This is a genomic window from Cobetia sp. Dlab-2-AX, assembly GCF_024124625.1.
Classification (GTDB): domain Bacteria; phylum Pseudomonadota; class Gammaproteobacteria; order Pseudomonadales; family Halomonadaceae; genus Cobetia.
Genome location: NZ_JAMXRV010000003.1, coordinates 297,882 through 312,399, shown reverse-complemented (window position 1 = coordinate 312,399; position 14,518 = coordinate 297,882). Strand labels below are relative to the sequence as shown.

Annotated in this window: 11 protein-coding genes; 1 reads left to right on the top strand and 10 read right to left on the bottom strand. The window is 62.6% G+C overall.

The genetic code is table 11. The features are described 5' to 3' along the window. Window positions 1–115 precede the first annotated feature (115 nt). From nqrM to NH396_RS06995, 9 genes are all read right to left on the bottom strand, one after another. A complete protein-coding gene (gene nqrM, locus NH396_RS07035) occupies window positions 116–367 on the bottom strand; it encodes a (Na+)-NQR maturation NqrM (protein ID WP_043331913.1) in 252 nt (83 codons plus the stop codon). A gap of 232 nt (window positions 368–599) precedes the next feature. Beyond that, window positions 600–1,673, bottom strand: a complete 1,074-nt coding sequence (locus tag NH396_RS07030; RefSeq protein ID WP_253062506.1) for an FAD:protein FMN transferase — start codon at window positions 1,671–1,673, stop codon at window positions 600–602. 3 nt (window positions 1,674–1,676) lie between these two features. After that, entirely contained in the window at window positions 1,677–2,909 is a 1,233-nt protein-coding gene (gene nqrF / locus NH396_RS07025) for an NADH:ubiquinone reductase (Na(+)-transporting) subunit F (protein WP_043331915.1), read from the bottom strand. A 25-nt stretch (window positions 2,910–2,934) separates the two neighbouring features. After that, window positions 2,935–3,555, bottom strand: a complete 621-nt coding sequence (gene nqrE, locus NH396_RS07020) for an NADH:ubiquinone reductase (Na(+)-transporting) subunit E (RefSeq protein ID WP_043331916.1) — start codon at window positions 3,553–3,555, stop codon at window positions 2,935–2,937. A gap of 1 nt (window position 3,556) precedes the next feature. Beyond that, window positions 3,557–4,225: an NADH:ubiquinone reductase (Na(+)-transporting) subunit D gene (locus NH396_RS07015; protein WP_043331917.1), complete on the bottom strand. Its 669-nt coding sequence runs from the start codon at window positions 4,223–4,225 to the stop codon at window positions 3,557–3,559. Between the two features lie 2 nt (window positions 4,226–4,227). Beyond that, window positions 4,228–5,010 carry a Na(+)-translocating NADH-quinone reductase subunit C gene (locus NH396_RS07010; RefSeq protein WP_176676408.1) on the bottom strand — a complete coding sequence of 261 codons (783 nt, stop codon included), beginning with the start codon at window positions 5,008–5,010 and terminating at the stop codon, window positions 4,228–4,230. A 1-nt stretch (window position 5,011) separates the two neighbouring features. Continuing rightward, the gene (locus NH396_RS07005; RefSeq protein WP_176676407.1) at window positions 5,012–6,244 is read right to left on the bottom strand and encodes an NADH:ubiquinone reductase (Na(+)-transporting) subunit B; all 1,233 of its coding nucleotides are present in this window, start codon (window positions 6,242–6,244) and stop codon (window positions 5,012–5,014) included. After that, entirely contained in the window at window positions 6,244–7,593 is a 1,350-nt protein-coding gene (locus NH396_RS07000) for a Na(+)-translocating NADH-quinone reductase subunit A (protein WP_253062504.1), read from the bottom strand. Before NH396_RS07000 ends, NH396_RS07005 begins: the two co-directional genes overlap by 1 nt. A gap of 341 nt (window positions 7,594–7,934) precedes the next feature. Further along, a complete protein-coding gene (locus NH396_RS06995; protein ID WP_253062502.1) occupies window positions 7,935–9,383 on the bottom strand; it encodes a glyceraldehyde-3-phosphate dehydrogenase in 1,449 nt (482 codons plus the stop codon). Window positions 9,384–9,977: 594 nt separating this feature from the next. Here NH396_RS06995 and mfd point away from each other — a divergent pair. After that, window positions 9,978–13,505 carry a transcription-repair coupling factor gene (gene mfd / locus NH396_RS06990; RefSeq protein WP_253062500.1) on the top strand — a complete coding sequence of 1,176 codons (3,528 nt, stop codon included), beginning with the start codon at window positions 9,978–9,980 and terminating at the stop codon, window positions 13,503–13,505. Window positions 13,506–13,622: 117 nt separating this feature from the next. Here mfd and NH396_RS06985 read toward each other — a convergent pair whose 3' ends face one another. Then, a complete protein-coding gene (locus tag NH396_RS06985; protein ID WP_176676403.1) occupies window positions 13,623–14,381 on the bottom strand; it encodes an S-methyl-5'-thioinosine phosphorylase in 759 nt (252 codons plus the stop codon). Window positions 14,382–14,518 lie beyond the last annotated feature (137 nt).

The window sequence follows — 14,518 nt, the reverse complement described above, 5'->3', positions numbered from 1 at the left end:
TTGATTGTTCGTAGACCGGCCCTGACACGTACGGTCTCACCTCGCGGTGACACTGCCATGTCAGGGCCGGTAGCAGGCCTTGCGGCCGGCGGGCTCTGAGCCATCAGAGCAGAAATCAGCGACGTGCGGCGTCGTAGGCCAGGTCGCTGGCCGGCTTGCCGCCACTCTCCGCCATCAGACGCTGGCGATCCTGCTCCTTCTCGCACTCCTCGTCCTTGCCGCCACAGATATCACAGCCGTCCTTGAGCCCGAGGTTGTTGAGCCCCCCGCAGGAGCCGGCGATCGGCTTGCGGCCCATCAGGACGCCAACGGCCATCACGCCGATCAGCAGCAACATCGCGGCGAACACCAGTAACCAGATAGTCATGTCGTTTCTCCCGGGGCATGGCCCCATTGTGAACCTCTCGCGCGGGTGGCTCCAGCGCAGCTTGCCCCCTGTCGATCCTGTGGATCATTCAGGACAGCATCCAGAAGATGCCATGCAATCTGAGCACCCGACCCTGTCGGAGGCGTGTCTCGACAGATGGCAGATGAGAAAGCCCGGCCGGCTACCTCTCGGCAGACCGGCTCTTGGCAGACCGGCTCTCGATAGACCGAGCTCAGGCGCCGGTTTCATCTACGGGCTTCGTGTCGCCTGTCGCCGGCGCGTCCTTCAGGTAGGGCGCGAATGCCGGACTCCAGGACTGTTTGAAGCCATCATCCGTTTTGACAATGAAATAGGCGGCAATGTTCTCGCGATCTGCGATCGTCATTGCCTTCTCGGCACCCAGCACGTTGAGTGCCGTGGCCCAGGCGTCCGCACTCGCGCAATCCGGCGTGATCACGGTGACCGAGGCCAGACTGTGCTGGATCGGTCGCCCGGTACGTGGATCGATCGTGTGCGAGTAACGTACGCCGTCCTGCTCGAAATAGTTGCGGTAATCACCGGAGGTGGCAACCGCAGCGTTACCGGGATCAATGATCCGCTGCACCGAGCGCTCGAAGGACTTCGGTGCTTCGATGGCGATTCGCCACGGCTTGTGGCCGGGTTTCTCACCCTTGACGCGGATCTCGCCCCCGACTTCGACCAGATAGTTCTCGATGCCATTGGCCTCGAGCACATCGGCGACCCGGTCTACTCCATAGCCCTTGGCGATGCCCGACAGGTCGGCATACACCGGCTTGCGCTTGATCACCGTATTGCCATCGAGCTCCAGCGCCAGATGATCGACCTTCTCGAGCGCCTGCGCGATCTGTTCATCGCTCGGTGCCTTGTCCAGACGCTCATCCGGACCGAAGCCCCAAAGATTGACGGCCGGGCCGACGGTGATATCGAAGGCCCCGTCGGAGCGCTTGCCGATATCCTGCGACTCGGCCAGCACCTGCGCCAGGCCATCCGATAGCGTGACCGGCGTATCCAGCGGCGCCTGATTCAGCTTCGAGAGCTCCGAGGCGTCCTTGTAGGTCGACATCTGCCAGTCGACCTTGTCGAGCGCCTCGAGGCTCGCCTGCTTGAGCGACGCCACCTCATCGGCATCCAGGTCCGCCGCCACCGTGACATGGAACCCAGTGCCGAAGATGGGGCCGGCGAAGCGATGCAACTCAGGGTTGCTGGAATTTTCACAGCCTGCAACCAGCAGGGCCAGCCCCATGAGGGCCGGCCCTGCCAGTCGTCTTGCGACGCGTGACATCATCGATCAACCACCGAAGTCATCGAGCAGGATGTTCTCCGGCTCTACACCCATGTCGGTGAGCATCTTGACGACGGCGGCGTTCATCATGGGCGGCCCGCACATGTAGTACTCGCAATCCTCAGGCGCCGGATGGTCCTTGAGGTAGTTTTCGTACAGGACGTTGTGGATGAAGCCTGTCGGGCCTTCCCAGTTGTCCTCAGGCTGCGGATCGGACAGCGCCAGGTGCCATTCGAAGTTCTCGTTCTCTTCGGCCAGCTTGTCGTATTCCTCGTTGTAGAACGACTCGCGCATGGAGCGCGCACCGTACCAGAACGACATCTTGCGCTTGGAATTCAGACGCTTGAGCTGATCGAAGATATGGCTACGCATCGGCGCCATACCGGCACCACCACCGATGAAGACCATCTCGGCGTCGGTATCCTTGGCGAAGAACTCACCAAACGGCCCCATCACGGTCACCTTGTCACCCGGCTTCAGCGAGAAGACGTAGGTGGACATCAGACCCGGCGGATGCTGGGAATTCGGCGGCGGAGTGGCGATACGGATGTTGAACTTCAGGATGCCGTACTCTTCCGGATAGTTCGCCATGGAGTAAGCGCGGATGACCGGCTCTTCGTTCTTGTGCTGAACGTTGAACAGACCGAACTTCTCCCAATCACCACGATACTCCTCTTCGATGTCGAAGTCGGAGAACTTGATGTCATAGGCCGGCGCTTCCAGCTGCACGTAACCACCGGCTCGGAAGTTGACTTCCTCGCCTTCCGGCAGCTGCAGGTTCAGCTCCTTGATGAAGGTCGCGACGTTCGGGTTGGCGGTGACGGTGGTCTCCCACTTCTTTACGCCGAAGATCTCTTCCGGCACTTCGATCTTCATGTCCTGCTTGACCGGGACCTGGCACGAAAGGCGCCAGCCTTCCTTCTTCTCACCCATGGTGAAGTGGGATTCTTCAGTCGGCAGGATGGAACCGCCGCCTTCCGAGATCCGGCACTTGCACTGGGCACAGGAACCACCGCCACCACAGGCGGAGGACAGGAAGATGCCATTGGCGGCCAGGGTCTGCAGCAACTTGCCGCCGGCCTGGGTCGTCAGGGTGTTGGCGGGGTCGTTGTTGATCTCGATCTGGACGTCACCACTCGAGACCAGCTTGCTGCGTGCCGCGAGAATCACGAGCACCAGGCCGATAACGACCACGGTGAACATGACGACGCCGAGCACGATGATGGAGGTATCTACCATTTCGATTTCCTTATGCTCGGTTGCGTTACAGCTGGACGCCGGAGAAGGACATGAAGCCCAGCGACATCAGGCCAACGGTGATGAAGGTGATGCCCAGGCCCTGCAGGCCAGCCGGCACGTCAGAGTACTTCAGCTTCTCGCGAATACCGGCCAGTGCAGCGATGGCCAGTGCCCAGCCGAAGCCGGCACCCACGCCATAGATGACGGACTCACCGAAGGTGTAGTCACGCTGTACCATGAACAGGGCCGCACCGAGGATTGCGCAGTTGACCGTGATCAACGGCAGGAACACGCCCAGCGCGTTGTAGAGCGCCGGCACGAACTTGTCGAGGAACATCTCGAGGATCTGGACGATCGCCGCGATGACACCGATGTAGGACAGGTAGCCCAGGAAGGACAGGTCGATGCTCTCCGCCCCTTCCAGACCCGTCCAGGTCAGCGCGCCTTCACGCAGCAGGTAGTTCAGGATCAGGTTGTTGACCGGAACGGTCACCGCCAGCACGACGATGACGGCCACGCCCAGACCGATCGCGGACTGGATCTTCTTGGACACCGCCAGGAAGGTACACATGCCCAGGAAGAAGGCCAGTGCCATGTTCTCGACGAACACGGCCTTGATGAACAGGCTCAGATAGTGTTCGAACATGTTACACAGCCTCCTTGATCTTGGTGTTGGCGGTAATCTTGTACTCCGCCTTCTCGACCTGCTCCGGGTAGATGCTGCGCAGCACCCAGATGAACAGACCGATGACGAAGAACGCGGACGGCGGCAGCAGCATCAGGCCGTTCGGGATGTACCAGCCACCGTCGTTGACGGTCTGCAGGATGGTCACGCCGAACAGGGAGCCGGAACCGAACAGCTCACGCACGAAGCCGACCACCAGCAGGATCACGGTGTAGCCGAGACCGTTGCCGATACCGTCGATGAAGCTCATCGTCGGGCCATTCTGCATGGCGTAGGCTTCAGCGCGACCCATCACGATGCAGTTGGTGATGATCAGGCCGACGAAGACCGACAGCTGCTTGGACGTCTCGAAGGCGAAGGCCTTCAGCGACTGGTCGACCACGATGACCAGCGAGGCGATGATCGTCATCTGCACGATGATACGGATGGACGATGGGATGTGATTGCGGATCAACGAGATGAACATGCTGGAGAACGCTGTCACCAGGCACACCGCGATACCCATGATCAGGGCGGTGTTCATCGAGTTGGTCACCGCCAGCGCGGAGCAGATACCGAGGATCTGCAGCGCGATGGGATTGTTCTTGAAGATCGGCGTCGTCAGGACACCTTTAGGAGTTTCGGCTGCCATCATTACGCTCCTTTGACGTCACGGAACTGGGTCAGGTACTTGGCGAAGCCATTCTCACCCATCCAGAACTGCAACAGGTTGGTCACGCCGTTGCTGGTCAGGGTAGCCCCTGACAGCGCATCGACCTGGTACTTGGCATCCGGAGAAGACGGATTCACGCCGCCCTTCTTCAGGTGCACTTCCGGGTCCATGCTGCCTTCGGGATAGATCTTCTTGCCATCCCACTGGGCCTTCCACTTCGGATTGTCGACTTCGCCGCCAAGCCCCGGAGTTTCACCCTGCTGGTAGAAGGAGAGACCGACCACGGTGTTGCCGTCACCCTTCAGTGCCAGATAGCCGTACATCATGGACCACAGGCCGTTGCCGCGCACCGGGACGATGATCTCGTCCGGCTGCTCGACATCACCGACCAGATAGACCACGGAGTACTGCTCACGACGCTTGATGCCCGGCAGGTCTTCCTCGCCAGACAGGGTGCGTGAGGTGGCCGGGTCCTTGGACATCTTGGCCTGGTCGTACTTCTCCGGGTCGATGTCGTCGACGTATTCACCGGAATCCAGGTCCACCACCTTGGCGGTGACCTTGTCACGGAACTGCTGACCGATGTCCTCACCCGGCTGCAGCAGCTCGGCGACCGCGAGGATGTTGCTCTTGCGGTCCAGCTCGGCATTGGTCATCTGCATCGGGCGCAGTACGACCGCTGCGGTGGAAACCACCACCGAGCAGACGATGCACAGCCCGAGCGCGACGCCGAGGGTTTTCTTGATGGAGTTGTTGCTGGCCATGTCAGACGGTCTCCTCGTTCGCGATGCCGGCAGTCTCGCGCTTGACGCGGCGCTTGATGTTGGCCTGCACGACGAAGTGGTCGATCAGCGGAGCGAACAGATTGGCGAACAGGATCGCCAGCATGATGCCCTCCGGGAAGGCCGGGTTGGCGACGCGGATCAGCACGGTCATCACACCGATCAACGCACCGAATATCAGCTTGCCCTTGTTGGTCATGGAGGCGGAAACCGGGTCGGTGGCCATGAAGACCATACCGAAGGCGAAGCCGCCGATGACCAGATGCCAGTACCACGGCATCGCGAACATGGCATTGGTGTCGCTGCCGATGGCATTGAACAGCGCCGAGGTCGCGATCATGCCCAGCAGGACGCCCAGCATGATTCGCCACGAGGCGATGCGCGTCCACAGCAATACTGCAGCCCCCAGGAAGATGGCGAGTGTCGACACCTCACCCATCGAGCCCGGAATGAAGCCGAGGAAGGCGTCGGTCCAGCTCATCTGCTGCATCAGGGCGTTCATGCCGTCCTGTGCCGCGGTGGACAGTGCGGTGGCACCGGTATAGCCATCAGCTGGTACCCAGACCGCATCGCCGGAAATGCTGGCCGGATACGCGAAGTACAGGAAGGCACGACCGGACAGAGCCGGGTTGAGGAAGTTCTTGCCGGTACCGCCGAAGACTTCCTTGCCGATCACCACACCGAAGGTGATACCGAGCGCGACCTGCCACAGCGGAATGGTCGCCGGCAGTGTCAGGGCGAACAGCACGGAGGTGACGAAGAAACCTTCGTTGACCTCGTGGCCGCGACGCATCGCGAACAGCACTTCCCAGAAGCCGCCGACCGCGAAGGTCACCAGATAGATGGGCAGGAAGTAGGTGGCGCCCAGGATGAAGTTGGCCCACACGCTGCCGGCATCGTGGCTACCCGCCAGCAGCATGACGATGGCTTCACGCCAGCCGCCCAGTGCGCTGTAACCGCCAGCGATGGCCTCGTTGGCCTGCAGACCGGCGTTGTACATGCCGAAGAACATGGCCGGGAAGGTACACATCCAGACCGTGATCATGATGCGCTTCAAATCGATGCCATCACGCACGTGGGTGGTACTGCGCGTGACGCTCGCCGGCGCATAGAAAATGGTGTCCACGGCTTCGTAGAGCGCGTAGAACTTCTCGTACTTGCCACCTTTGTGGAAGTGCGGCTCCAGGTTATCCAGAGTCTGTCGAATGCCCATCATCAGACCTCTTTCTCGATCGTGGTGAGGTTGTCACGCAGGATGGGACCGTATTCGTACTTGCCCGGGCACACGTAGGTGCACAGCGCGAGGTCCTCTTCATCAAGCTCCAGGCAGCCAAGCTGCATGCCGGTCTCGATATCACCCACGATCAGCGAACGCAGCAGCTGCGTCGGCAGAATGTCCAGCGGCATGACCTTCTCGTACGCGCCCACCGGCACCATGGCACGCTCGGAGCCATTGGTGGAGGTATTCGGACGGTAGTCGGTCAGACCGGTCAGCTTCGACAGGTAGATACCCAGCACCGAGTGACGCTTGGCGCCCATCGACAGCCAGCCCATGAAGGCACGCTTGTTGCCTTCCTCGAGCAGGCTCACCTGATTGTGGTAGCGGCTGACGAAACGCAGCGCCCCTTCGCAGGTCAGGCCGGAGAACACCGAACCGGAGATGACACGCGTGTCTTCCGGCTGCTCGACTTCGCCCTTGAGCAGCTCTTCGGTGCTGGCGCCCAGACGGGTGCGCAGCAGACGCGGCTTGGTGGCACGCGGGCCACCGACGGCGATGACGCGTGTGGTGTCCAGGCGACCTTCCGCCAGCAGCGTACCGATGGCAACCACATCCTGATAACCGACATGCCAGACCTGACGTTGCAGGCTGACCGGTGCGAGGTAGTGGATGTGCGTGCCCGGCAGGCCTGCCGGGTGCGGGCCCTTGAAGGACTCGCTGACCACACCGGAAACGTCGCCACCCGGAATATCAGCACCCGGTGCCTGGCACAGGAACACCTTGCCTTCGGTCAGACGCGTCAGTGCGACGAGACCCTGACGGAAAGCGGCTTCCTGGCCCTTGAGCACCACGGCCGGATCCGCGGACAGCGGATGGGTATCGATGGCGGTGACGAAGATGGCTGCCGGCTTGGCATCCAGCGCCGGCACGCGCGAGAACGGGCGGGTACGCAGCGCCGTCCACAGACCGGACTCGACCAGCTGGTCGACCACGACCTGACGTTCGAGACCTGCAATGGCGGCATCGCCATGTGCAGTGAATTCCACAGCTTCGCCCTGCGCGTCGGTCTCGATGACCACGGACAGAAGCTTGCGCTTCTCGCCACGATTGACCTCGACCACAGTGCCGGCAGCAGGCGCGGTGTAACGGACGCCCGGGGTCTTCTTGTCGGTGAACAGGAGTTGCCCCTGCTTCACCTTGTCCCCTTCGCGGACTTCCATCGTCGGCTTCATGCCGACGTAGTCAACACCCAGGATCGCTACGCGACGAACGGGCTGCGCATCCTCGATACGCTGCTCCGGCGCCCCGGCGATGGGGAGATCCAGGCCACGTTTGACTTCGATCATAGACTCGCCCAATTGTCGGATCTGATGTTGTTCAGCAAAGATCACCCATCGTAGATACGCCTCGAGGCCGATAATTGACCAGGCAACCTCGCGATTTTCGCGTATCAGGCAGTGTGAATGCTTTTCTTATCAGACGGTTGGAGGTGTAGCCCAGAGATTGGACCGGCCCAAAAAAATCCGGCTCATTATAAAGATGCGAGGCCGGAAAGACCATACGACACTAAAGTGGTGCACACGCCGAAAACGCCAACGCCCCCGCCATCATTGAGGGCGGGGGCGTTGTAACAGCAGGTATTTATTTCAATTTTTTGCCAGTCACGCCACAGACGCGACGCATTGACTCAGCGCGTCGGGAAGTAGCTGAAACGCACGTTGGACATGTGCTGCAGAATACGCACCACCTGACAGCTGTAACCGAACTCGTTGTCGTACCACACGTACACGACGGCCTGCTTGTCGGTGACGATGGTCGCCTGGCCGTCGACGATGCCGGAATGGCGGTTGCCGACGAAGTCCGAGGACACCACTTCACAGGAATCGACGTAGTCGATCTGCTTCTGCAGCGAGGAATGCAGCGAGGCGGTGCGCAGGAAGTCATTCATGCGCTCGGCGTCGCTTGCGGTGTTCAGCGTCAGGTTGAGGATCGCCATCGAGACATTGGGCGTCGGCACGCGGATCGCATTGCCGGTCAGCTTGCCGGAAAGCTCCGGCAGTGCCTTGGCGACGGCCTTGGCGGCACCGGTCTCGGTCAACACCATGTTGAGGGCCGCGGCACGGCCACGACGATCACCACTGTGGAAGTTGTCGATCAGATTCTGGTCGTTGGTGTAGGAGTGCACCGTCTCGACGTGGCCCTGGCTGACGCCGTACTCGTCGTGCAGCACCTTCAGCACCGGCACGATGGCGTTGGTGGTGCAGGAAGCCGCGGAGATGATGCGGTCATCATCGCTGATGTCGGTATGGTTGACGCCGTAGACGATGTTCTTCAGATCGCCCTTGCCCGGTGCCGTCAGCAGCACCTTGGCCACGCCCTTGCACTCCAGGTGCTGACCCAGGCCAGCTTCATCGCGCCACTTGCCGGTGTTGTCGACCACGATGGCGTTGTCGATGCCGTGCGCGGTGTAATCGATCTCGGTGGGCGAATTGGCGTAGATGATCTTGATGTAGTTGCCGTTGACGATCAGCGCCGAGTTTTCCTCATCGACGGTGATGCTGCCCTCGAAGGGCCCGTGCACCGAGTCGCGACGCAGCAGGCTGGCCCGCTTCTCCAGATCATCCTTGCTGCCACGCACCACGATGGCGCGCAGACGCAGCAGGTTACCGCCGCCGGCCTTCTCGATCATGATGCGCGCCAACAGACGACCGATGCGCCCGAAGCCATACAGAACGACATCCTTCGGATCGCCGCCCATGCCGCCCTCGACATAGCCACCGACGATGTCGGCCAGCTCACGCTTGAGGAAGGCGGTGATGTCCGTCTCGTCAGAGCGCTTGAAGGCGACGGCCAGCTTGCCGATATCGACGTGGGCCGGGCCCAGGTTGAGGTCGATCATCGCGCGCACCAGCGGGAAGGTGTCTTCCACTGACAGTTCGACGCCTTCGGCCTTGCGCACCCAACGGTGGTTCTTGAGGATGCGCACCATCGAACGATTGATCAGCGAACGCCCGTAGATGGAGGGCACGACGTTGAAGCGGCGGTAGAGATCTCCCAACAGCGGGATCATCTGCTCCGCGAGGGCTTCATTGTCCTGCCACTGCTTGAAACAGGCTTCGAGATTCTCTTGGCTCACGGGTGCATCCTCTCACGTGCGGGCAAATGATGATGGTCGTCACCGATCGTCTGGCGACGCCGGACAAGGCCAGCTGAGTATGCGTAACGCGGCTATGCACCACAATGAAAGGATGGTCGCACGCAGGGTAGTAGTGCTACAGAATCAACGATTTGACTACAAAAGCCCTCCCCCATCCCGCGCTCGGCCATCGGTGTCCACGGTGCTGAAAAGAGGATCACTTGCCCCCATGTAGCGACTGACTTGCTATGATCAAGCGCGACTCCTTTCATGGCGAGGAATGACGCTTCAGCACCTTGCGCTGCGACAGCTTGCGGTGAAGCTCGCCTGCAAGCCGAGGCATCGCGCCTGCCTTGTCGCCCTCTTGAGCGTGTCGTGCACTCATGTGCGCGCCGTGTGCTCACCGGTGTGCCAAGCACTCGAGAGACTACCTTGCACCCATGCGTCGCTCAGCGTCATCTGCCTGCGTGGGCCGCTCACCGCGAGCGACTGACCCAGCACCTTATTCACTCGGGCCCTGCCCGTGACGTCATCCCGTGCCGTGAACGCCACAAGGCGTTGCGCCCAAGCCCAGGACACAAGACACCAGAGCCCATGTTCGAGACCCCGCTGACGCCCCCGTTGCCGCGCTCACGCCGCGAAACCACCTTCTGGATGCTCAATGACCCAAGCGCAGCGGCGCTGGCGCTGGCGCGCCTGGCCGATGCCGATGAAGCGCCGCTGATGGTCATCACGCCGGACACTGCCAGCGCCCAGCGCCTGGAAGCCGACCTGCGCTTCTATACCCGCCACCCCGAGCGCCTGCTGCCCTTCCCCGATTGGGAAACGCTGCCCTACGACAGCTTCTCGCCGCACCAGGACATCGTCTCGGAGCGGCTGCGTACCCTGCGCACCCTGCAGACCAGCCGCCGTGCCATCGTGCCGGTACCGGTCAACACATTGATGCAGCGCCTCGCACCGGTGGATTACATCGCAGGCCAGGTCTTCCGTCTCGCCAAGGGGGACACCCTCGATCGTGAAGACTTCCGCTCACGCCTGTCGCGGGCCGGTTATCGAGCAGTGGAGACGGTCTACGAGCCAGGCGAATACGCCCTGCGCGGCGCGCTGATCGACCTGTATCCCATGGGCAGCGAGCAACCACTGCGCATCGACCTGTTCGATGACGAGATCGACACCCTGCGTGCCTTCGATCCTGACACCCAGCGCAGTGGCGACAAGGTCGAGGCGATCGAGATTCTGCCCGCGCATGAATACCCGCTGACGCGTGGCGCCATCGCCTGCTTCCGCGAGGGCTTCGAGACGCTGTTCGATGTCGACCCGCGCCAGTGCATTCTCTACAACGACGCCATCAAGGGCATCCCTTCGCCGGGGCTCGAGCAGTATCTGCCACTGTTCTTCGACGAGACCGCGACGCTGTTCGATCACATGGGCGATGAACTGCGCATCGCCATGCTGCCCGGTGTCCGCGAGGCGGCCGAGAGCCACTGGGATGCCATCACCACCCGCTATGCCAATCTGGGCGTCGATCCGACACGCCCGCTGCTGCCACCGCACCGCGCCTTCGTGCCGGTCAATGAGCTGCTGGGGCAGTTCAAGCAGCACGAACGCATCGAGCTGCTACGCGAGCCCAATGCCCACGCCATCGAATTCGGCCACCAGACACTGCCGAGCCTGGCCATCGATGCGCGCAGCGCCGACCCGACTCAGGCCCTGGCCAGCTTCCTGAAGCAACGCCTGAACGGCGAACATGCCCAGCGCGTACTGTTCGTCGCCGAGACCCAGGGTCGCCGCGAAGTCGTCGAGGAGCAGCTCACCCCGCTGCTGCGTGGCTTCGGGCTGCGTAGCCTGGATGACTTCGCAAGTTTCGAGCACTTCGTGGACAGTCCAGCCGCCGTCGGCCTGACCGTCGGTGGCCTGACGCATGGCACCTGGGTGGCCAGCGCACAGACGGAAGATGCGCCATCCAGCAATGACACCGACAGCCACAAGGGGCTGGTGGTCATCACCGAGACCGAGCTCTACGGCGAGGTGGTACGGCAGAGCCGCCGCCAGGCGCGCGCCACCGATGACAACGAGCTGGCCGTGCGCCATCTCTCGGAGCTGCGTGAAGGCGCGCCGGTAGTGCACCACACCCATGGCGTCGGCCGCTACCTGGGGCTGGAGACCATCAACGCCGGCGGTCAGGAGGCCGAGTTCCTCGCCCTCGAATACGCCGATGGCGCCAAGCTCTACGTACCGGTGGACAGTCTACATCTGATCTCGCGCTATTCCGGGGCCAGTGACGAGCTGGCGCCGCTGCACAAGCTGGGCTCCGAGCAGTGGGAGAAGGCCAAGCGCAAGGCGGCCGAGAAGATTCGCGATACCGCTGCCGAGCTGCTGGATGTCTATGCACGCCGCGAAGCGCGTGTCGGGCATGCCTGTGACTTCCCCGCCGAGGACTACGCACGCTTCGCAGCCAGCTTCCCCTTTGAGGAAACCCCTGACCAGGCCCAGACCATCGGCGCGGTGATCCAGGACATGTGCGCCCCCCAGCCGATGGACCGCGTGGTATGTGGCGATGTCGGCTTCGGCAAGACGGAAGTCGCGATGCGCGCTGCCTTCCTGGCCGTCAACGCCGGCCGTCAGGTAGTGGTGTTGGTGCCCACCACTCTGCTCGCCCAGCAGCACTACGACAACTTCCGCGATCGCTTCGCCGACACCGCGGTAGAGATCGCCCTGCTGTCGCGCTTCACCAGCGGCAAGGGCCAGGAAACCTCGCTCGAGCGCATCAGGAACGGCCAGGCCGATATCGTGATCGGCACCCACAAGCTGCTGTCCAGGTCGCTGGAGCTGCCCAACATGGGGCTGCTGATCATCGATGAGGAGCATCGCTTCGGCGTCTCCCAGAAGGAGCGCCTCAAGAGCCTGCGCGCCGAGGTCGACATCCTGACCCTGACCGCCACGCCGATACCACGCACGCTGAACATGGCGATGAGCGGCATCCGCGACCTGTCCATCATCGCCACGCCGCCGGCGCGCCGCCTGTCGGTGAAGACCTTCGTCCAGCAACGCAACGACGGCGTGGTCAAGGAAGCCATCCTGCGCGAACTGCTGCGCGGCGGACAGGTCTACGTGCTGCACAATGAGGTCAAGACCATCGAGGAGAGCGCCTCGCGCATCGCGGAGCTGGTGCCGGAGGCCAATGTCGGCGTCGCCCACGGCCAGCTGCCGGAGCGCAGTCTGGAGCGGCGCATGTCGGACTTCTATCACAAGCGCTTCAACGTGCTGGTGTGCTCGACCATCATCGAGACCGGCATCGACATTCCGAGCGCCAACACCATCATCATCGAGCGCGCCGACAAGTTCGGTCTAGCCCAGCTGCACCAGCTGCGTGGGCGCGTCGGGCGCTCGCATCACCAGGCCTACGCCTACCTGCTGACCCCGCACCCCAAGGCAATGACCCGCGATGCGGTCAAGCGTCTGGAGGCGATCAGCGAATCCCAGGACCTCGGTGCCGGCTTCACGCTGGCCTCCCATGACATGGAGATTCGCGGCGCGGGCGAGCTGTTGGGTGACGAGCAGTCCGGGCAGATGGAAACCATCGGCTACTCGCTGTACATGGAAATGCTGGATCGCGCCGTGAAGGCCATCAAGGCGGGCAAGACGCCCAATATCGAGTCGCCGCTGGATGAAGGCGTCGAAGTCAGCCTGAATCTGCCGGCACTGATTCCGGCCGATTATCTGCACGACGTCCAGCAGCGCCTGATGATGTACAAGCGCATCAGCAACGCCGAGAACGCAAGCGACCTGCGCGAACTGCAGGTCGAGATGATCGACCGCTTCGGCCTGCTGCCGGAACCGGTCAAGACGCTGTTCCGCCAGACCCAGCTGCGCCAGCGCGCCCAGGCGCTGGGCATCATCAAGCTGGAGGCCGGCGCTGGGCGTGGTCGCATCATCTTCGGCGCCCAGACGCCGGTCGATCCACTGACGCTGGTCAACCTGATCCAGCGCCAGTCGGATGTCTACAAGCTGGAAGGCGCCGATACCCTGCGCTTCGCCACCGACATGGATGACGCCGAGAAGCGCTTCAGCTTCTGCGAGAGCTTGCTGGACCTGCTCAACGCCAAGACAAAGGCCGCCTGACGCGCCCTGCGCTGCCAGGCGCCTGGGCTCGAACTTGGGCATGAACTTGAGCGGAACATGAAGACGGCCTGCATCATCAATGCAGGCCGTCTTTGATTTGCCGTGACAGGATCGCGCTCAACCCGAGCAACTGGTGCCTGAGACATGGCGCCCCAACAGCGCCGCCAGCAAGCGCTGCACCCTGGGCATTCCGGCCTCGATCACGGATTCCGTGCCTGCGCGGGTCGGCTCCTCTTCGCCGACGCCCGCGGCATGGCTGATCACCAGACACAGGCTGGCGTATTCCATCTCGAGCTCGCGCGCCAGCACGGCCTCGGGCATTCCCGTCATGCCGACCAGCGTATTGCCATCACGCGCCATCAGGCGGATCTCGGCGGCCGTCTCCAGCCGCGGCCCCTGCACCACGCCCAGCACCCCGCCAGCCGTGAGAGGCAGCCCCGCATCGGCCGCCGCCGCATGCAACTCCTCACGCCAGACCCGATGATACGGCCAGGCGAACGACACATGCTGGAACGGCTTGAAACGCCCATCGAAGAACGAACCCTCGCGGCCGGTGGTGTAATCGATCAGCTGGTCCGGCACCACCAGCGTGCCCGGGGCCAGCGTCGGGTCGATGCCGGACACGCAGTTGACTCCCACCACATGGGTCGCGCCCGCCTGCTTGAGCGCCCACAGATTGGCGCGATAGTTGATGCGATGCGGCGGCACCTTGTGCGGTTGACCATGACGGGCCAGAAACAGCAGCGACTGCCCATTCAGTCGCCCCTCCACGACGCCACAGGAGGCCGCCCCCAGGGGCGTTTCCTGCCCGCCGCGCCTGAGCACTTCCATGCCTGACCAACTGCCGAACCCCGTGCCACCGATCACCGCCAGCATCGCCCGCCTCCTTGCCACCCATGTGCAGGAACCTCCCGGGACCGGACACCCCAGCCCTCAGCGAACGCTACTCCGAGCCAACCGACGACGGCAAGAAAAATCGTCACGCTCTGCGTCAGGAGAACAGAAAAGGCCCC